The 18,697-nt window shown below is 33.5% G+C and carries 18 protein-coding genes; 15 read left to right on the forward strand and 3 right to left on the reverse strand.

Features of this window, described 5'->3' with window-relative positions:
• Positions 1-89 precede the first annotated feature (89 nt).
• Both N7277_RS10635 and N7277_RS10640 read left to right on the forward strand, forming a co-directional pair.
• On the forward strand, positions 90-326 hold the full coding sequence (locus tag N7277_RS10635) for a hypothetical protein (RefSeq protein WP_274779520.1): 237 nt from the start codon (positions 90-92) through the stop codon (positions 324-326).
• An 18-nt stretch (positions 327-344) separates the two neighbouring features.
• Positions 345-1,808 carry a M28 family metallopeptidase gene (locus N7277_RS10640; RefSeq protein WP_274779521.1) on the forward strand — a complete coding sequence of 488 codons (1,464 nt, stop codon included), beginning with the start codon at positions 345-347 and terminating at the stop codon, positions 1,806-1,808.
• Between the two features lie 30 nt (positions 1,809-1,838).
• Here N7277_RS10640 and folP read toward each other — a convergent pair whose 3' ends face one another.
• Positions 1,839-2,687 carry a dihydropteroate synthase gene (gene folP / locus N7277_RS10645; protein WP_446715107.1) on the reverse strand — a complete coding sequence of 283 codons (849 nt, stop codon included), beginning with the start codon at positions 2,685-2,687 and terminating at the stop codon, positions 1,839-1,841.
• Positions 2,688-2,755: 68 nt separating this feature from the next.
• Here folP and N7277_RS10650 point away from each other — a divergent pair, with 68 nt between their 5' ends.
• Genes N7277_RS10650 through N7277_RS10660 form a run of 3 tightly spaced genes read left to right on the forward strand, consistent with a single transcriptional unit; the run spans position 2,756 to position 5,304 of the window.
• Positions 2,756-3,760: a glycosyltransferase gene (locus tag N7277_RS10650; protein WP_274779522.1), complete on the forward strand. Its 1,005-nt coding sequence runs from the start codon at positions 2,756-2,758 to the stop codon at positions 3,758-3,760.
• Positions 3,761-3,815: 55 nt separating this feature from the next.
• On the forward strand, positions 3,816-4,565 hold the full coding sequence (locus N7277_RS10655; RefSeq protein ID WP_274779523.1) for a class I SAM-dependent DNA methyltransferase: 750 nt from the start codon (positions 3,816-3,818) through the stop codon (positions 4,563-4,565).
• A 46-nt stretch (positions 4,566-4,611) separates the two neighbouring features.
• The gene (locus N7277_RS10660; RefSeq protein WP_274779524.1) at positions 4,612-5,304 is read left to right on the forward strand and encodes a ZIP family metal transporter; all 693 of its coding nucleotides are present in this window, start codon (positions 4,612-4,614) and stop codon (positions 5,302-5,304) included.
• A gap of 75 nt (positions 5,305-5,379) precedes the next feature.
• Here the strand turns inward: N7277_RS10660 and N7277_RS10665 are convergent, their stop codons facing one another.
• Entirely contained in the window at positions 5,380-6,771 is a 1,392-nt protein-coding gene (locus N7277_RS10665; RefSeq protein ID WP_274779525.1) for an OmpP1/FadL family transporter, read from the reverse strand.
• A gap of 28 nt (positions 6,772-6,799) precedes the next feature.
• Positions 6,800-7,753, reverse strand: a complete 954-nt coding sequence (locus tag N7277_RS10670; protein ID WP_274779526.1) for a prolyl-tRNA synthetase — start codon at positions 7,751-7,753, stop codon at positions 6,800-6,802.
• A 142-nt stretch (positions 7,754-7,895) separates the two neighbouring features.
• On the opposite strand from N7277_RS10670, the gene proS reads away from it, so the two are divergent.
• From proS to N7277_RS10720, 10 genes are all read left to right on the forward strand, one after another.
• On the forward strand, positions 7,896-9,371 hold the full coding sequence (gene proS / locus N7277_RS10675) for a proline--tRNA ligase (RefSeq protein ID WP_274779527.1): 1,476 nt from the start codon (positions 7,896-7,898) through the stop codon (positions 9,369-9,371).
• Between the two features lie 103 nt (positions 9,372-9,474).
• Complete coding sequence (locus tag N7277_RS10680) at positions 9,475-10,707, forward strand: OmpA family protein (protein ID WP_274779528.1); 1,233 nt, start codon at positions 9,475-9,477, stop codon at positions 10,705-10,707.
• A gap of 116 nt (positions 10,708-10,823) precedes the next feature.
• On the forward strand, positions 10,824-12,146 hold the full coding sequence (locus N7277_RS10685; RefSeq protein WP_274779529.1) for an Nramp family divalent metal transporter: 1,323 nt from the start codon (positions 10,824-10,826) through the stop codon (positions 12,144-12,146).
• A gap of 211 nt (positions 12,147-12,357) precedes the next feature.
• A complete protein-coding gene (locus tag N7277_RS10690; RefSeq protein WP_274779530.1) occupies positions 12,358-12,897 on the forward strand; it encodes a nucleotide exchange factor GrpE in 540 nt (179 codons plus the stop codon).
• A gap of 97 nt (positions 12,898-12,994) precedes the next feature.
• Entirely contained in the window at positions 12,995-14,122 is a 1,128-nt protein-coding gene (gene dnaJ / locus N7277_RS10695) for a molecular chaperone DnaJ (RefSeq protein WP_274779531.1), read from the forward strand.
• A gap of 87 nt (positions 14,123-14,209) precedes the next feature.
• Positions 14,210-14,812, forward strand: a complete 603-nt coding sequence (locus N7277_RS10700) for a hypothetical protein (RefSeq protein WP_274779532.1) — start codon at positions 14,210-14,212, stop codon at positions 14,810-14,812.
• Positions 14,813-14,866: 54 nt separating this feature from the next.
• Positions 14,867-15,865 (forward strand): isoaspartyl peptidase/L-asparaginase family protein, encoded by a 999-nt coding sequence (locus N7277_RS10705; RefSeq protein ID WP_274779533.1) that lies wholly within the window; start codon positions 14,867-14,869, stop codon positions 15,863-15,865.
• Positions 15,866-15,960: 95 nt separating this feature from the next.
• Positions 15,961-16,878, forward strand: coding sequence for an ABC transporter ATP-binding protein (locus N7277_RS10710; protein WP_274779534.1), 918 nt, complete (start codon positions 15,961-15,963; stop codon positions 16,876-16,878).
• Positions 16,879-16,900: 22 nt separating this feature from the next.
• The gene (locus tag N7277_RS10715; RefSeq protein WP_274779535.1) at positions 16,901-18,217 is read left to right on the forward strand and encodes an ABC transporter permease; all 1,317 of its coding nucleotides are present in this window, start codon (positions 16,901-16,903) and stop codon (positions 18,215-18,217) included.
• Between the two features lie 84 nt (positions 18,218-18,301).
• On the forward strand, positions 18,302-18,667 hold the full coding sequence (locus N7277_RS10720) for a DUF1304 domain-containing protein (protein ID WP_274779536.1): 366 nt from the start codon (positions 18,302-18,304) through the stop codon (positions 18,665-18,667).
• Positions 18,668-18,697 lie beyond the last annotated feature (30 nt).

Genomic DNA, 18,697 nt, shown 5'->3' on the forward strand with positions numbered 1-18,697 from the left:
GCTTGTTGCGGGATTTACACTTCCATCCTTATTGCAAAACTTCGTTACAAATTCACTATTTTTACCAAAAATTTAAGATTTTACCCAAAATGAAAGTTATCCAAATAAAAGCAAAAGATTTTTTTGAATTTATAAAACTGAAAGACACTTCTATGTGGGAAATCTTCTCCCAAATGATAGACGGAGAAGAAAAAGAAATCATCTTTTTAGACGAAGAAGAAAAAATACTTTTCAATTATATTCTTCCTCAAAATTTAGAAAAATTAGAAGAAGACCGAAAAACTTTTGCCAAACAATACACAGATAAAATCTCTAATTTGAATTAAAAATTACCCAATTATAATATGAAAAAACTGTTTACTTTATTAGCAATAGGAACTTTAATGTTCAGTAATGCTCAATCTTACAAAAAACCTTTGGTTTCTGCTATTACAGAAAAAGACTTAAAAACTGATATGTACCAAATGGCAGCAGACCAATTTTGGGGAAGAGAAGCAGGAACTTTAGATGAACTAAAAGTTTCGATGTGGTTTGCAGATAAAATGAAAGCTGCAGGAATGAAACCTGCAGGTGACAACGGAACTTTTTTCCAGTTTTTTGACATGTATCGTCATCAGGTTTCACCACAAAGTTCTGTAAAAATTGGTGATAAAACCCTAAAAATATGGAAAGACATATTGGTGCAAGATGTTACCGATAATAATTTTACCGCTCCAGTTTTATATTTAGGCAAAATAGAACCTCAAGATTTGGCCTCTAAAAATATCGCAGGGAAAGTAGTCGCTCTGAAAGCTTCAGACCTTAACGTTTCTAAAGAAATGACGCTGTTTGAAAGAAGATATCCTGGATTTATTAGAACTAAATATTACAAAACCATTTCTCAACTTGGCGCAAAAGGAATTATCTTTATTACAGATGATATTTCAGATAAAAGCTGGGTAGAAGTTTTACCACAAATGACCAGAGGAACTTACGGTGTAGAAGGTCTTAGAGAAAAAGTAGATGTAGGAATTCCCGTTTTTTGGATTAAACAAGAAAACGAAAATTGGGTAAAAAACAATCCTGAAATTTCTTTGAACATTCAGACCGAAACGTATAAATATCCATCCGTAAACATCATCGGAAAAATAGAAGGAACAGACCCTCAATTGAAAAAAGAATATGTTCTTTTGAGCGGACACCAAGACCATGATGGCATTCGTCATCCTGTAAAAAATGATACAATTTACAATGGTGCAGATGATAATGCAAGTACTTGTGTAGCGATGTTGGCAATGGCAAGAGCATACAGCAAACAGCCATCTAAACGCAGTATCTTATTCGTTATTCACGGTGCTGAAGAAAGAGGATTACTCGGGTCTCGTTGGCACGCTGCGCATCCTGTTGTCCCAAAAGAAAGCATTGTTGCAGTGCTAAACGGTGATATGATTGGTAGAAATGATAATAATGAAGCGGCACTTCTTGGTGGTGATGCACCTCACAAAAATTCTGAAGAATTGGTAAAAATGGCTCTTGATGCTAATAATGAAAGTACGAAATTCAAATTTCTAAAAGCTTGGGATTTGCCAGAACATCCAGAATATTTTTATTTCAGAAGTGACCATCTTCCTTATGCTAAAGCAGGAATTCCTGCATTATTTTTCACCAGCGTTCTCCATTATCAATACCACACTCCACAAGATGAATCAGAAAATATTAATTTCAAAAAATTATATAAAATGACGGAATGGATGTACAGAACTTCTTGGAAAGTAGCCAATGAACCAGAAAGACCAAAATTAATTCCAGATTTTAAACTAGAAAGATAAAATTAAAGAGCAGAAATTTCTGCTCTTTTTTTATTTCATTTCCTCAATTGTTTTTCTTGTTTCAGCTACATCATGAACTCTCAAAATTTTTGCTCCTTTTTCTAGAACTTTTCGGTGAAGTTTTTGAGTTTCTTCTCCAATTTCAAGCGGTTTTTTATTCAGAGGTTTATAGATGAAAGATTTTCTGGAAATCCCTATCAAAAGAGGAAATCTCCCGAAACCTAAATGCTCTACTTCTTCAATCATTTTATACTGATCTTCCACCGTTTTTCCAAAACCAAAACCTGGGTCTAAAATAATATCATGAATTCCCAATTTTTGCAATTGATTTATTTTTTCTGAAAAATAATAATTCACACTCATGGTAATATCATCGTAATGAATTTTTTCGTGCATGTTAGAATATGTGGTATTACTATGCATCAAAATATACGAAAGTCTAGTCACGGCAACTGTTGATAATAAATTTTCATCAAAATAGCCTCCCGAAATATCATTCACCACATCCATTCCTTCATTATAACCAAATTTTACTACGTCTGCATAAAAAGTGTCAATAGAAATTAATGCTTCTGGAAATTCTTTTTTGATTAAAGAAATCATATTTCCTATTCTTCTAATTTCTTCTTCTGCAGAGAGATATTCCGCATTCGGACGAGTAGATTGTGCTCCAATGTCTATGAAATCTGCTCCATCTTTAAGCAATTTTTCAGCATGAAGAAGTGCTGATTTTTCGTTATTAAACTTTCCTCCATCCGAAAAAGAATCTGGAGTAAGATTAAGAATCCCCATAATTTTGGGAGTATTTAAATCTACTAATCTACCATTGCAATTGATAGAAAAATCATTACATTGAATGCTTGATGCAGGAATATTCATTTTGCAAATTTATAGAATTTCTTGGTCTAAATTTATTCAAATACGTTTGAAACCACTATTTTTGTTGAATGCAAAAAACCATTTCCATTGTAGTCGCGATTTTCAACAGAAAAGACGAATTATTCGAGCTTTTGAACTCTCTTATTGCTCAAACCGATAAAGATTTTGAAATCATCATCGTAGATGATGGTTCGTTCGTAGATTTATTGCCTACTGTGGAAACCTTTAAGGAAATGTTGAACATTCAATATTTCAAAAAACCGAATTCTGGACCTGGTTTATCTAGAAATTACGGAGCAAATAGAGCCAAAAATGATTGGTTGGTTTTTGTAGATTCTGATGTAATTGTAGAAAAAGATTACATAGAAAACATCAAAAAAAATCTAGAAAAAACAGATTGCGCTGCTTTTGGTGGTGCAGATAAAGCCCATAAAGGTTTCAATATTTTACAAAAAGCCATCTCCTATTCTATGACTTCGGTTTTTACTACTGGCGGAGTTAGAGGAAGTAAAAAAGCAGTGACCAGATTTCAGCCAAGAAGCTTTAACATGGGGGTAAACAAAGAAATTTTCTTAAAAATTGGCGGTTTTTCTGAAATGCGAATTGGCGAAGATCCAGATTTATCAATGACGATTTGGGAAAACGGTTACCAAACTGCTTTTTTTGACGATATTGGAGTTTATCATAAACGCAGAACAGATTTGGGAAAATTTTCAAAACAAGTATATCAATTTGGTTGCGCAAGACCTATTCTAAACCAAAGACATCCTGATTATGTAAAACCAACTTTTTGGTTCCCTACATTATTTTTATTGGGTTATGTAGCTGGGATTTTAGAATATTTCTTTTTGTACAAAGGTTTTGTATTAGCATGTTATGGTTTTTATACTTTAGTTATTTTTCTACATGCTTTGTATTTGACTAAAAATGTTGCAATTGCTGCACAAGCAATCATTACCACATATATTCAGATGTTTTCTTACGGTTATGGTTTTTTAGAATCTTGGGTTAAACTCAACCTTCTGAAAATGAAACCAGAAGATGCTTTTCCGAAACATTTTCATCAAAAATAATTATTCTGTTTTTAATTAATAATTTTCTTTATCTAAAAATACCTAATTTTGCATAATGAGCTGGTTCGAAGATTGGTTTAATACACCATACTATCATATTTTATACAAAGACAGAGATTTTATAGAAGCTGAAAATTTTATTACAAATCTCACCAAAGAAATACAACTTTCTAAAGATTCCAAAATCATAGATTTAGCATGTGGCAAAGGCAGACATTCTGTTTTTTTACAAAAGTTAGGCTATGAAGTTTTAGGAGTAGATTTATCCGAAGAAAGCATAGAACACAATAAACAGTTTGAGACTTCGGCTCCGCTAAGTCTTAGCTTTAAAGTTCACGACATGAGAAATGAACTTTACCCCAATATTTCTTCTGAAAAAGTAAGTGCTGTTTTCAATTTATTCACCAGTTTTGGATATTTTGATAATGATGAAGATGACAGAAAAGTTTTTTCTTCGGTAAAAAATGTTTTACAGAACGATGGAATTTTCGTTTTGGATTTTCTCAATGAAAAATTTGTGAAAAACACTTTGGTGGAAGAAACAACTGTTACCAAAGGCGGAATAGATTTTCTCATCAAAAAAAGGATAGAAGAAAATCATGTCATAAAAGATATTTTCTTTGAAGATAAGGGAGAGCAATTTCATTATTTCGAAAAAGTAAAACTTCACACTTTAGAAGAAATAAAAAACATAGCCGAAGGCTTCGGGTTTGAAGCTGTAAAAATTTGGGGAAACTATCAATTAGAAGATTTTGAAAGAGAAACTTCACCGAGATGTATTTTCCAGTTCAGAGTTAAAAATTAAAATAAAAAAGCTAAAAGCATTTTGCTGAAAGCCAAAAGCAAAGAAAATGATTATCATTCTATTGATCTTAAGCGTTATAATTGGTGTTCTTTTGGGAAAATATTTCGGGAAGAGCAATACTTTTGCTAAAAATTTACTTATTCTAAGTGCAGGCTTTTTGATTACGGTTTGTGTAAGCGAAGTATTTCCAGAAGTGTATGAAGCCGAAGACCACAATATTGGAATTTGGATTATTGGTGGCGTTTTGCTTCAAATGATTTTAGAAAGCCTTACCAAAGGTTTCGAACATGGGCATTTTCATCATCACCACGAAGAAAAAAACATTTTGCCTATTGCTCTGATGGCAGGAATGTTTGTTCACGCATTTTTAGAAGGAATTCCTTTAGCCAATATTACAGATGTAACTTCTCCTTATTTATTAGGAATTGTGTTCCATAATTTACCGATTTCATTCATTCTAGGAACTTTTTTATTAAGAGAAAAAAATAATATTTTTTCTTGGTTTATTATCGTCTTATTTGCAATGGCATCTCCACTGGGAATGGTTTTTGGAGATTATTTCAACCCTAAATGGCAACCTTATTTCTTGGCATTAGTTGGTGGAATTTTCTTACATATTTCATCTGTGATTATTTTTGAAAGCAATAAAAATCACAAAATGGATTGGCAAAAGCTTTTTTTAGTGATTGCTGGAGTTGTACTAGCTTTGGTAAATCATTTATTTCATGCTCATCATTAAAAAATAGATTTTAAATAAAAAGAAAAACTCCCGAAAATTCAGGAGTTTTTTTTATGTTTTATAAGGAAAGTTTTTTTAAAATTTCCATCCTAAAGTAAGGGTTACATTGTCCTTAATGTTTTCTAATTTAGAAGTGAAAGTATTAGGATTATAAGTAAAGAATTCTACATCTCCATTATTGGCTGTACTGTAATAATTTCCATCTCCGTATACATTGGTAGAGTTGGTAGTAATCTTATTATAAGCTGCATCAATATAGAATGATTTAAAATCAAATCCGAATCCTACACCTAATGTTTCTCTTTTGCCTACATACAAATCATCAAAATTTGCTCTCTTTTCGAATGGTGAATTAGAAATTCCGTAACCACCTCTTAATCTGAAATTGTTATAACGGTATTCACCTCCTACTCTAAGTTCTGATAAATTTTTGTATTCAGATTTAAAGAAATTGTTGAGCTGAGTCTCTGCAGGACCTTGAACTTTATATTTTGGCTTGGTTAATCCTAATGAATAATCTACGTTTAGTGCGAAATTTTTATTCAACACAAAAGCTCCACTTAATGTAGCTTTCATAGGTGAAGTGAATTTTCTGTCTTCGTCATAATAATCAAAGAAATACCCTAAATTATCTTCGTTTACTTCGCTGTAAGTTCTGTACATTGTCCACCAAGTTGGTGATTCAATAGAAGCTCCTAGTCTTAGGTTATTATTAATTTTTCCAATGATACCCGCAGAAAAAGAGAAACCATTAGAATCTTCAGAATAAGGAGTTCCTTGTTTGTTTAAAACATAGCTGTTATTATTATCTACATCTAGTGATAATCTAGAAGAATCATATTGTTCTATTGCAGCACCTTTGAAATTAAGGGAACCTCCCACATAGAATTTATTGTCATAATTACCACCAAAAGCGATGTTCATGTTGGTAAGATTTCCCGTTCTGTCATAAGCGTGACCTAGAGAAGTAAAAGTTCCTGTAACAGGGTTTCCATTCGTATCTACCAGATTACTGTCTTGAAATTTATAGCTAGAATTGGCTGGTGTTTCTATGTATTCTTCTAAATTTTGATTGGTGTAATTAACCCCAAAATTCACAAATTTCCAAGGTGTGTTTCCGCTTGTTGCAAAAACAGCTACCCCACCTAATTGACCTAAATCTGCATTATTTAATTTATAAGAATTGGCTGTATTAGAAAAAGACGATGTGCTTTTAGAATTATTAACTGCTATGGTTCCACTAATATTTCCTGTAATAAAAACTCCCACACTTGCAGGATTGGTATTAATTGCAGAAAGATCTCCTCCTAAAGCTCCCATAGAACCTGCCATTGCATTAAATTTAGCAGAGCCAGTCAATGGATTTGCGGAATAAACATCTACAGAATTTCTGATAATCGAAACATCTTGCGCTTGAAGATAAAATGCAGATGCAATACTTAATATTGTTAAAGATTTTTTAAACATTTTCTCAAAATTATAGTTTTATTATTTCTTATCTAAATCCACCTGATCTGAAACCACCGCCAGAACTTGAGCTTCCGCTAGAACTAGATGAGCCACCTGATCTGAAACCTCCTCCAGAATTAGAACTTCCTCCCCAGTCATTTCTTCTTGGCTCTACTCTTGGTGCTTCATATTGTCTTGGTTCTTGTCTTGGAACACTTCTAAATCTTGAAGGATTAGAATTTTGTGGTGGCTGAGTCATATTAGGGTTAGTGTTTCTAGGTGGTGCAGTTCTGAATCCAGAATTATTAGTATTATTAGAATTCATCCTATTATTTAAACTTCTGTTATTAGAATTTTGGAAACCATTTCCTCTAGTAATGGCATCAGCCCCGCTTCTCTTATAATTATTTCTTGGATAGTAATATCCTCCATAATAATATGGATTATATCCATAGTAACCACCGTAATAATATGGAGAATAATGGCCATACCAAGGGTTATAGTAACCATAGCCTCCATAACCAAAGTAAGGATCCCAATAAGGATTCCAGTCCCAGCTATTCCAACCGAAACCAATTCCTATATTCCAACCATTTCCCCAACCGTAATAAGGAGAATAATATCCGTAAGGATTCCAGCCCCAAGTATTATAATTGTTATAATAGATGTTTTGTTCTGTTCCTGCGTAAGTTCCCCAGTCAGATTCTGTTCCACTCCATGTTTTGTATTTATTTTTTTGAGCCGCTTGATTTTGTTGATTTTGCTCTATAATACTAGTAGAATCAGACTCATATGCATATACTTCATCCACTTGATAAGGTTCAGGCATCACAATACCTTCTGGTATCACATCTTTATTAGGGTCATAATACACCCCATCAGTTTCTGTGTAACCTCCCATTTGAGAACCACATGAAACCAAAAGCAAACCAGCTGCAACCCCTAGAACACCTTTTGTTCTAAGAATTTCTGATAAGTTTTTATAAGTAGAATTTTTCATGATAGATGTAATTAAGTTTATTTATCTTTGCAAAATATTAATACCAAAATTATACCAATATACTCGGTATTTATATTTTTCATCAAAAATACAATATAACATTAGATATTCTCAAAATTAAAAAGTTAAATTTTAATAAAAAATGGCAAAATTAACAACAAGGAGTGAAGATTATAGCAAATGGTATAACGAACTTGTAGTAAAAGCAGACCTAGCTGAAAACTCAGGTGTAAGAGGAAGCATGGTGATAAAACCCTACGGTTATGCTATCTGGGAAAAAATTCAAGCAGAACTAGACAAAAAATTCAAAGAAACTGGTCACCAAAACGCTTACTTCCCACTCTTTGTCCCGAAAAGCTTATTTGAAGCTGAAGAAAAAAATGCAGAAGGATTTGCCAAAGAATGCGCTGTAGTAACCCACTACAGACTAAAAACAGACCCTAATAATCCTCATAAATTAATTGTAGACCCAGAAGCAAAATTAGAAGAAGAACTAATTGTTCGTCCAACTTCTGAAGCGATTATTTGGAACACTTATAAATCTTGGATTCAATCATATAGAGATTTACCAATTCTCATCAATCAATGGGCAAATGTTGTTCGCTGGGAAATGAGAACCCGACTTTTCTTAAGAACTTCGGAGTTCCTTTGGCAAGAAGGTCATACCGCTCATGCCACTAAAGATGAAGCTATAGAAGAGACTGAGAAAATGCTAGAAGTGTATGCTGATGTAGTAGAAAATTTCATGGCAATTCCTGTAATCAAAGGTTTTAAAACTCCTACTGAAAGATTTGCTGGCGCAGATGAAACCTATTGTATCGAAGCGATGATGCAAGACGGAAAAGCACTTCAAGCTGGAACTTCTCACTTCTTAGGACAAAATTTTGCTAAAGCTTTTGATGTAAAATTCACCAATAGAGAAGGAAAACAAGAATTTGCTTGGGCTACTTCTTGGGGCGTTTCTACCAGATTGATGGGTGCATTAATCATGACACATTCTGATGATTTTGGTTTGGTACTTCCACCGAAATTGGCTCCAATTCAAGTGGTAATAGTTCCTATTTTCAAAGGAGAAGAGCAACTGGCAGAAATCTCTGTGGTAGCCAATGAAATTTATGACAAATTAAAAGCAAAAGGAATTTCTGTAAAATATGACGACAGAACCGAGTATAAACCAGGCTGGAAATTTGCAGAATATGAATTAAAAGGAGTTCCATTAAGAATTGCAATGGGCGCTAGAGATTTAGAAAATAAAACAGTAGAAATTGCAAGAAGAGATAACTTAACCAAAGAAGTTCGTTCGTTAGAAAACATCGAAGATTACATTGAAGAACTATTGGTTAACGTTCAAAATGATATCTACAAAAAAGCTGAAACATATAGAAACGAACATATTACTAAAGTAGATTCTTACGAAGAATTCAAAAAAGTGTTAGAAGAAAAAGGAGGTTTCATTGCTGCACATTGGGACGGAACTGCTGAAGAAGAAGAGCAAATTAAAGAAGAAACCAAAGCTACCATAAGATGTATCCCACTAGATGCAGAAGACGAGAATGGCGTTTCCTTAATTTCAGGAAAACCTTCTACCAAAAGAGTTCTTTTTGCAAAGGCGTATTAAGATTTCAAGGAGAAGATTAATTTCTCATCATATTTTTCAAGAATTAACGAAGTAAAGGAAAAAATTTTTAACTTTAACTTCGTTAATTTTTTATACCAACACCATGTCACTCATTGACCTCATAAAACCTCAATTAAACCCAGAATTAATTTCCGAAGCAGCCATTCAGTTAGGAGAAAGCGAATCAAACATTTCAAAAGCTTTAGGAAGTCTTTTTCCTGCAGTTTTAGGAGTTTTTGCCCAACATTCTAAACAAAAAGATGTGATTAATGCACTTCTTGAAACTTCGTCTCTCGATTTTTCTGAAAACTTACTTGAAAAAGCAATCAACAGTACAGAAATTCAGAATATTATTTTAAATACTTTGGGAGAACAGGGCGAACATATTATTTCTCACGTCTCTGAGTACTCTAACGTAAATAAAACCTCAGCCGAAACACTTCTAAAAATTGCAACTGCTGCTACACTCGAAGGAATAAAAAAATGTGCCCATAAACACGGATTAGATGACCAAGGAATTCTTTCAAAATTAGCTGAACACAGATGCTTAATCCCAGCTTTATTGCCAGCTGGAATGTCTTTAGAACATTTAGGCTTAGAAAATTTACTCGAAAAAAACACAGAAACTCCGGTTGAAATTTCCAATACTACTTCTCATAAAACCAAAGAAGAAGTTAAAATCATAAAACAAGAGACAGAAGAAAAAAGTTCTTTTTGGAAATGGCTTCTTCCCTTACTCATTCTTGGCATAGTTGCTTGGTTTTTGTGGAACCAATTGATACAAAAGGAAATTCTTAAAACTGAAACTTCAACAGAAAATATCACTAAAATCCCTGAACCTATTCCGGCTGATTCTTTATCAGATGCTCAGAAAAAAATTGAGTTCAAAGGAATTTTTCTACAAGTGGTTTCTGATGGTTTAGAAGACAGAATGATTACATTTTTAAAAGCAGACAACTATAAAAATGCTAAAGATGACGATGCTCTAAAATCAACTTGGTATGAATTTGACCAAGTCAGTTTTGCTTCAGGAAAATCAGACCAATTAGCATCTGGAACAGAACAAATAGCAAATCTTATTAAAATTTTAAAAGCGTATCCCGAAGTCAAAATTAAAATAGGTGCTTATACCGACAAATCCGGAACCGAAACTGAAAATATAGCCCTTTCTCAAGCGAGAGCAGACTTCATAAAAAATGAATTGACTAAAGCTGGAGTAGGAACTCAAATCGCAAATGCAGAAGGTTATGGTAGTAAGTTTGCGACTTTACCTGCCACAGCAACCGAAGAAGAAAGATCAATTGACAGAAAAATAGCATTGAGATTTACCAAATAATTTTAAAATAATCTTCATTATAATAGACGCTTAGAAAATTTTTTAAGCGTTTTTTTTCATATTTATTTTCCAAATAAGAAATATTTAACTAATTTTGTTAGACTAACCTAACATTTATGAAGAAACCTTGGAGAAGAAATAATGACCAAAACTCATTATCAGAATCATTTGCTTCTGTTTCTATACCCACAAATGGTAGTTTTTGGAAAAAACTTTTTGCATTTGCAGGTCCAGGTTTGATGGTAGCTGTAGGTTATATGGATCCTGGAAATTGGGCAACAGATATTGCAGGTGGTTCACAATTTGGCTATACATTATTATCCGTAATTCTTTTATCAAATATTTTTGCCATTATCCTTCAACATTTATCTTTAAAACTAGGAATTGCAGCCGAAAGAGACTTGGCACAAGCTTGTAGAGACCATTTTTCGCCAAAGGTGAATTTCATATTATGGGTTCTATGCGAAATTGCAATTATTGCATGTGATTTAGCAGAAGTTATCGGTTCGGCAATTGCCTTAAACTTATTATTTGGAATTCCATTACCTATTGGAATTTTGATTACAGGAATAGATGTTTTACTTATTCTGATGCTTCAATCTAAAGGTTTCAGATGGCTCGAAAGTTTTGTTGCAGGGCTTATTTTCGTCATTTTTGCGTGCTTCTTATACGAAATCTTGGTAAGTCAACCAGAAATAATGCCTATTTTAAGCAGTTTAATTCCTCAGAAAGAAATTGTTTTTAATCCATCAATGCTGTACATCGCCATTGGTATTTTAGGAGCAACTGTGATGCCGCATAATTTATATTTACATAGCAGCATCGTACAAACTAGAGCTTACCCCAGAACTTCAGAAGGGAAAAAAATGGCGATTAAATTCGCGACTATAGACAGTACTGTTTCTTTGCTTTTTGCTTTTTTTATCAATGCGGCAATTTTAATTGTTTCGGCGGCAACTTTCCACAATTCTGGGTACAAAGATGTAGCAGATATTCATGATGCTTACAAATTACTTTCACCTATTTTAGGAACCAGTTTAGCCAGTATTTTATTTGCGGTAGCCTTATTAGCTTCAGGACAAAACTCTACACTCACAGGAACATTAGCGGGGCAAATCGTGATGGAAGGCTTCTTAAACCTTAAACTAAAACCTTGGCTCAGAAGATTAATTACCAGACTTTTAGCAATAGTACCTGCATTTATTATCTCGCTCATTTATGGTGAAAAAGGAACTACCGATTTATTGGTTTTAAGCCAAGTTATTCTTTCTATGCAACTCAGTTTTGCGGTAATTCCATTAGTCATGTTTACAAATGACAAACTAAAAATGGGAGAATTTGTGAATAAACCTGCTTTGAAAATTCTTGCTTGGGTTATTTCCATCATCATCGTAATTCTAAATCTTTACTTACTGTATCAAACATTCACAGGAAAATAATTTATAATTTTTAGAAGCCGAGAACCTGCTTTCCGCTTTTACTCCTCGTTCCATTTCTACTCCCCAAACATACTGCGGGGTAACCGCTTCAATCAGGGCTAAAAAAGAACTCTAATTAAAACTTATTTAAAATTGAAATTTTTCTGCCAATTTTTCCTAAACTGCTCTTTGGCAAAATCTTTGAAATATTGCAGTAGAAAATTCTAATGAAATGAGCGAAAACAAAGAACTACACGAAGAAAATTTAAATAAAGAAGGTCAAGAAAATCTACAAAACGAACAAAAAACTACAGAAAGTGTGACAGAACAACCTACTGCAGAAGAACTTTTGGCAGAAGAAAAAGACCGTTACATTCGTTTGTATGCAGAGTTCGAAAATTATAAAAAGAGAACCTTGAAAGAAAAAATGGAGTTTGCACAATATGCAAATACCGAAATGATGATTGCTATGCTTTCTATCTTAGATGATTTTGAAAGAGCCATCAAAGAAATTGCAAAAAGCGGCAACGAATCAGACTTGAAAGGCGTAGAACTCATTTATCAAAAATTCAAAAACACATTATCAGACAAAGGTTTAAAAAATGTAGAAGTAAATGCTGGTGATGAGTTTAACGTAGATTTCCATGAAGCAATTACTTCTATTCCTGCTCCATCTGAAGATTTAAAAGGAAAAATTGTAGATGTAGTAGAAACGGGTTATCAGTTACACGATAGAGTAATTAGATTTGCAAAAGTAGTTACAGGAAATTAATTTTTAGTCTGGATCTTGGAAGTAAGAAGTTGGATGAAATAATTCCACACAAAAATAACTTCAAATACCCATCATCCATCATCTAACAACATAAGAAATGTCAAAAAGAGATTATTACGAAATATTAGGCGTATCAAAATCAGCCAGCGCAGACGAAATCAAAAAGGCTTACCGTAAATTGGCCATCAAATATCACCCAGATAAAAATCCGGGAGACAAATCTGCAGAAGAAAAATTTAAAGAAGCTGCAGAAGCTTACGAAATATTAAGCGATGCCGATAAAAAAGCTCGTTATGACCAATTCGGTCATGCAGGAGTTGGAGGAGCTGCAGGTGGTGGTTACGGTGGTGGCTTCGGCGGTGGCGGAATGAACATGGAAGATATTTTTTCACAATTTGGAGATATTTTCGGTGGACATTTCGGTGGTGGCGGCTTTGGTGGTGGTGGAAGAAGCCATCAAATCAAAGGTTCTAACTTGAGAGTTAGAATTAGATTAAATCTCGACGAAATGGTGAATGGCACCACTAAAACCATAAAAGTAAAACGAATGAAAGTAGCGGAAGGTGCTACTTCTAAAACATGTACCACTTGTAACGGAAGCGGAGTTCAGATTAAAGTGATGAATACCATGTTTGGACAAATGCAAACACAGACTACTTGTGGAACGTGTAACGGTTTAGGTAAAATTGCTGATAAAATCCCTGCAGGAGCTAATGCTGAAGGACTCATCAAGTCAGAAGAAGAAGTTTCTATCAAAATTCCAGCGGGAGCTAGAGACGGAATTCAATTAAACGTTCGCGGAAAAGGTAATGACGCTCCTTTTGGTGGAATTCCTGGAGATTTATTAGTTGTTATCGAAGAAGAACAAGATGCTACTATAAAACGCGAAGGCGATAATCTACACCAAGAACTCTATATTTCTTTTGCAGAAGCAGCTTTGGGAACTTCTAAAGAAATTAATACCGTAGGTGGAAAAGTTAAAATTAAAATTGATGCAGGAACTCAATCTGGTAAAATTTTAAGATTAGCAGGAAAAGGATTACCAAGCATAGATTCTTACGGAAAAGGTGACATGTTTGTGCATATAAACGTTTGGACGCCTCAAAAACTCACTCCAGAACAAAAAGAGTTCTTCGAAACGCAGATGAAAACTGGTCAAATGCAAGCAGAACCTTCTGGAAAAGAAAAATCTTTTTTTGACAAGGTAAGAGACATGTTTTCATAAAATTTAAAGATAAATTTAAAAATCCAACTGAATCATCAGTTGGATTTTTTCATACTATTTTGGCAAAAAAATTGTTTAATAAACAGTATGAAAAACCGAATCCTCAAAAATATATTTTTTTTCCTTGGCTCTATTTCGCTTATGAGTTTTGCTTTTGTAAAAGATGATTTAATTCTTTGGCAAGAAAATAAAAAATTAAAAATTCAAGATTTTAAGGCTTACAATAAAGACACGATAAAAGTAAATCAACAGCAATTTTTAGGTGCAATAAGCGCCATTAGAATAGAATATTCTTCATTTCAAAGAAATAAAAATTTGGTTCCAGAATTTAATATTAAAACTTATTTTGACCCCAATGAATCTTGGATGCTTATCAAAAACGATTACGTTTTACAACACGAGCAGATTCATTTTGACCTCACCGAATTATATGCCCGAAAAATGAGAAAATCCGTAGAAAGTCTCAGACAAAAAAACGTAACTGATATTTCTATTTACCGAAAGAAAATTCATCATTGGAATGTGATGAAAGAAAAAGCTTCCAACCAATTTGACGCAGATAATCAGGATTATTATATTAAAATTGGGCAAAAAATACTATTCAAAAAAAATCCAAAACAAGATGCTTGGAAGAAAAAAGTGGAACAAGAATTATTTCAATACAGCCTATTTAAAAATGCTCATTTATAGGAAAAAATGCTATATTTTTTCTAAATTTGAGCCACACGAAATTATACTCTTATCATGAAAAAATTAGCCCTAATCTTCGGATTGTTCTTTTCCCTATTTTTAGTTGCTCAAAAAAAATACGTAGTCGTTATTCACGGGGGAGCAGGAACTATTCTCAAAAAAAATATGACTCCAGAGTTAGAGAAAGAATATTTAGAAAAACTCTCCGAAGCTCTCCGAAAAGCATATGCAGAAGTTAAAAACGGTAAAACTTCAGTTGAAGCGGTAGAAGCTGCCATTGTTGTGATGGAAGATTCTCCATTGTTTAACGCTGGAAAAGGAGCTGTTTTCACTCATGACGGAAAAAATGAACTAGACGCTGCCATTATGAATGGAAAAGATAAAAAAGCAGGTTCCATCGCAGGAGTTCACACCATCAAAAACCCTATAAAAGCTGCAATTGCGGTAATGGAAAAATCAGAACACGTGATGCTTTCTGGTAATGGTGCTGAAGAATTTGCTAAATCACAAGGTTTAGAAATCGTAAATCCTAAATATTTCTGGACAGAAAGCCGTTGGAAATCCCTTCAAAAAGCAAAAGATTTAGAGAAATTAAAAAATCCAAAAGCAGATAATTCAAAACCTGATTATTTCATCATTGACCAGAAATTTGGAACCGTAGGTTGTGTTGCTCTAGACCAATTTGGGAATTTGGCAGCTGGAACTTCTACTGGCGGAATGACCAACAAAAAATATGGAAGAATTGGCGATGCGCCGATTATTGGTGCGGGAACTTACGCTGATGAAAATGTAGGAATTTCTGCAACAGGATGGGGAGAATTTTTCATTCGTTCTACTGCAGCCAGAACCATAGCAGCAAAAATTCAATACTTGAATAAAGATGTGAAAACAGCAGCACAAGAAACCATTGACGAAATCGAAAAAATGGGTGGTGATGGCGGTTTAATCGCTTTAGATAAAAACGGAAATATCGCCATGCCATTTAACACTTCAGGAATGTACAGAGGTGCAATTACAGAAGATGGAGAAATAGAAGTGGAGATTTATAAATAATTGAAGTATTCTATTTTTTATAACTTATATCAATAAACTATAAATTAGTAACAATTCCGTAATTTCACAACTAATTCTTTAGAATTTAAACTATAATGCTACAAGCAAATCACGTTACCAAAACATATAGTGCTGGAAAAAAAATTGCATTGCAAGATTTCAGTATACACGTTCCTAAATCTACTGTTTATGGACTTCTTGGTCCAAACGGAGCTGGAAAAACCACTTTCATCAGAATTATTAACCAAATTACACAGGCAGATTCTGGCGAAGTCTTCATCAATGGAGAAAAACTAAATCCTCATCATATTAAAGACATCGGTTATATGCCGGAAGAAAGAGGATTGTACAAAAACATGACGGTTGGCGACCAAATTCTCTATTTCGGAGCGCTCAAAGGAATGAAAAAGCAAGATGCGCTATCTCAAGCGAAATATTGGTTTGACCGTTTAGAAATAGACCACTGGTGGAACAAAAAACTCTCAGAACTTTCTAAAGGAATGGCGCAGAAAATTCAGTTTGTGGTGACTGTTTTGCATCAACCCAAATTATTGATTCTCGATGAACCATTTTCTGGATTTGACCCTGTAAATGCGAATTTAGTAAAAGACCAAATTCTTCAATTAAAAGAGCAAGGAACCACCATAATTCTTTCTACTCACCGTATGGAAAGTGTAGAAGAACTCTGTGATAGTGTGGCTCTCATCAATAAATCTAGAAAAATTCTTGACGGAAAAGTCTTTGAAGTAAGAGAAAAATTCAAGCAGAATCTATTTAACGTGGTTTTGTCTGATGTAAATTCCGAAAATTTAGAAACGCTGAAAAATCAGTATAAACTTGTCAATATTCATGACCAACATGGTTTAATTTCTTTTGACTTAAATTACAATGAAGACCAGAATCTTCTGCTCAATGATTTAATGAAAGCTGGAAAAATCAGAAGTTTTGACGAAAAAATTCCGAGCATGAATGAAGTTTTTATCACTGCGGTAACTTCTATGAACGGACAATAATTTCATCCCACAGTAAACAAAAATGAAAAATATATTCATCATTACCAAAAGAGAATTTTTAACTCAGGTTAAAAAGAAATCTTTTATCATTCTAACGCTTTTAGCCCCAATTCTATTGATAGGATTTGGTGCTTTAATTGCTTTTATGCTGAAAGCGAATGAAACTGAATACACTTTTAATGTCATCGATAAAAGTGGCGTGTTTCAACAAAACATGAAAACACCAAAAGATGTGAAGTTTATTTATCTGCCAGAATCTACAGAACAGGCTTTGACGAGTACACTTCCAGAAATGGTAGACAATGTAGATGGACTACTCATTATCCCCAAATTGCAAGACCAAAATTTTGAAAATTTACAAAAACAGACCCAACTTTTGGTCAATAAAAATATTGGTTTTGATGTGAAGCAAAACATCGCTTTTTCGATGTCTGAGGTAATTAAAAAAGAAAAAATAAAAAATCTGGGACTTACAGAAACTCAAATCGAGAATATTGATAAAAACTTCGAAATCAACACCAAAAATGTAGTGGACAATAACAAACAAGACAGCACACTTGCTTTTGGTGTAAAATCTGGTTTGAGTATGGGATTAATGTACGTGACTTTTATGTTCATCATTATCTACGGAGTTCGTGTAATGCGTAGTGTTTTAGAGGAAAAAAACAACAGAGTGGTAGAAATAATAATCTCCTCTGTAAAACCATTTGAGCTCATGATGGGCAAAATTTTAGGAGTTACATTGGTCGCTTTAACCCAATTTACCATTTGGATTACCATGACCATTTTAGGTGCTGTTTTCTTTAACCAAGGTTTTTCAAAAATTTCTGGAAATCTTCCTCAGCAAGAAGAAATTCCGCTTGATAAATTAGATTTGCAGGGTGTTTTCACAGAAATTTCACATTCTCTTTTGGATATGAATTTTGGAATGATAATTTTCGTCTTCATCGTTTTCTTCTTACTAGGCTACATTTTTTACAGTTCTATGTACGCTGCGATTGGTTCTGCCGTAGACAATGAAACCGAAACCCAACAATTTACCATGATTGGTATTTTACCATTGATGCTAGGAATGTATGGAAGCTTTGGTTTAATCAATAATCCAGAAGGACCGATGGCGTTTTGGTTATCTATTATTCCGCTTACTTCACCAGTGGCAATGATTGCGAGAATTCCTTTTGGTGTACCAGTTTGGCAAATTGCACTTTCTATTTTCTTATTGGTGATTTCTACGCTAGGAATGGTATATTTGGCAGCCAAAATTTACAGAGTAGGAATCTTAATGTACGGTAACAAAGCTACGTTTAAAGAACTCTGGAAATGGATTAGAACAAGTTAAACTCAGTTATGAGTTATAAATTATAAAATCGTTGCAATGATGTGACGATTTTTTTGTTAACTTGGCTAAATAAAATTTCAATTCATGCAAGCACTCTCCAATATTTTAGTAGCATTAGTAGCCCTAGAACATCTTTACATTTTATATATGGAGATGTTTGCTTGGGAAACTTTAGGGAAGAAAACCTTCAAAGGTTCTTTGCCAAATGAACTCTTTAAACCCACCAAAAAATTAGCCGCCAATCAAGGTTTGTATAATGGTTTTTTGGCATCAGGTTTAATTTGGAGCTTTTTTATAGAAAATGCAGAATGGCAGAAAAATATTCAACTGTTCTTTTTGGGTTGTGTAGTAGTTGCAGGAATTTATGGTGCACTTTCTGCTTCTAGAAAAATATTTTTTGTGCAAGCATTACCAGCGATTTTAGCATTGATTTTTGTAGTATTAAGATAAAAAAAACTCAAGAAAAGTTTCTGAGTTTTT

Origin of the sequence: Cloacibacterium sp. TD35 (genome assembly GCF_028864635.1) — a bacterium.
GTDB lineage: Bacteria > Bacteroidota > Bacteroidia > Flavobacteriales > Weeksellaceae > Cloacibacterium.

Excerpts from the sequence above, each read along its gene's own strand:
- N7277_RS10635 (WP_274779520.1), top strand. The coding sequence starts at position 90 with ATGAAAGTTATCCAAATAAAAGCAAAAGATTTTTTTGAATTTATAAAA.
- N7277_RS10640 (WP_274779521.1), top strand. The coding sequence starts at position 345 with ATGAAAAAACTGTTTACTTTATTAGCAATAGGAACTTTAATGTTCAGT.
- folP (WP_446715107.1), bottom strand. The coding sequence starts at position 2,687 with ATGAATATTCCTGCATCAAGCATTCAATGTAATGATTTTTCTATCAAT.
- N7277_RS10650 (WP_274779522.1), top strand. The coding sequence starts at position 2,756 with ATGCAAAAAACCATTTCCATTGTAGTCGCGATTTTCAACAGAAAAGAC.
- N7277_RS10655 (WP_274779523.1), top strand. The coding sequence starts at position 3,816 with ATGAGCTGGTTCGAAGATTGGTTTAATACACCATACTATCATATTTTA.
- N7277_RS10660 (WP_274779524.1), top strand. The coding sequence starts at position 4,612 with ATGATTATCATTCTATTGATCTTAAGCGTTATAATTGGTGTTCTTTTG.
- N7277_RS10665 (WP_274779525.1), bottom strand. The coding sequence starts at position 6,771 with ATGTTTAAAAAATCTTTAACAATATTAAGTATTGCATCTGCATTTTAT.
- N7277_RS10670 (WP_274779526.1), bottom strand. The coding sequence starts at position 7,753 with ATGAAAAATTCTACTTATAAAAACTTATCAGAAATTCTTAGAACAAAA.
- proS (WP_274779527.1), top strand. The coding sequence starts at position 7,896 with ATGGCAAAATTAACAACAAGGAGTGAAGATTATAGCAAATGGTATAAC.
- N7277_RS10680 (WP_274779528.1), top strand. The coding sequence starts at position 9,475 with ATGTCACTCATTGACCTCATAAAACCTCAATTAAACCCAGAATTAATT.
- N7277_RS10685 (WP_274779529.1), top strand. The coding sequence starts at position 10,824 with ATGAAGAAACCTTGGAGAAGAAATAATGACCAAAACTCATTATCAGAA.
- N7277_RS10690 (WP_274779530.1), top strand. The coding sequence starts at position 12,358 with ATGAGCGAAAACAAAGAACTACACGAAGAAAATTTAAATAAAGAAGGT.
- dnaJ (WP_274779531.1), top strand. The coding sequence starts at position 12,995 with ATGTCAAAAAGAGATTATTACGAAATATTAGGCGTATCAAAATCAGCC.
- N7277_RS10700 (WP_274779532.1), top strand. The coding sequence starts at position 14,210 with ATGAAAAACCGAATCCTCAAAAATATATTTTTTTTCCTTGGCTCTATT.
- N7277_RS10705 (WP_274779533.1), top strand. The coding sequence starts at position 14,867 with ATGAAAAAATTAGCCCTAATCTTCGGATTGTTCTTTTCCCTATTTTTA.
- N7277_RS10710 (WP_274779534.1), top strand. The coding sequence starts at position 15,961 with ATGCTACAAGCAAATCACGTTACCAAAACATATAGTGCTGGAAAAAAA.
- N7277_RS10715 (WP_274779535.1), top strand. The coding sequence starts at position 16,901 with ATGAAAAATATATTCATCATTACCAAAAGAGAATTTTTAACTCAGGTT.
- N7277_RS10720 (WP_274779536.1), top strand. The coding sequence starts at position 18,302 with ATGCAAGCACTCTCCAATATTTTAGTAGCATTAGTAGCCCTAGAACAT.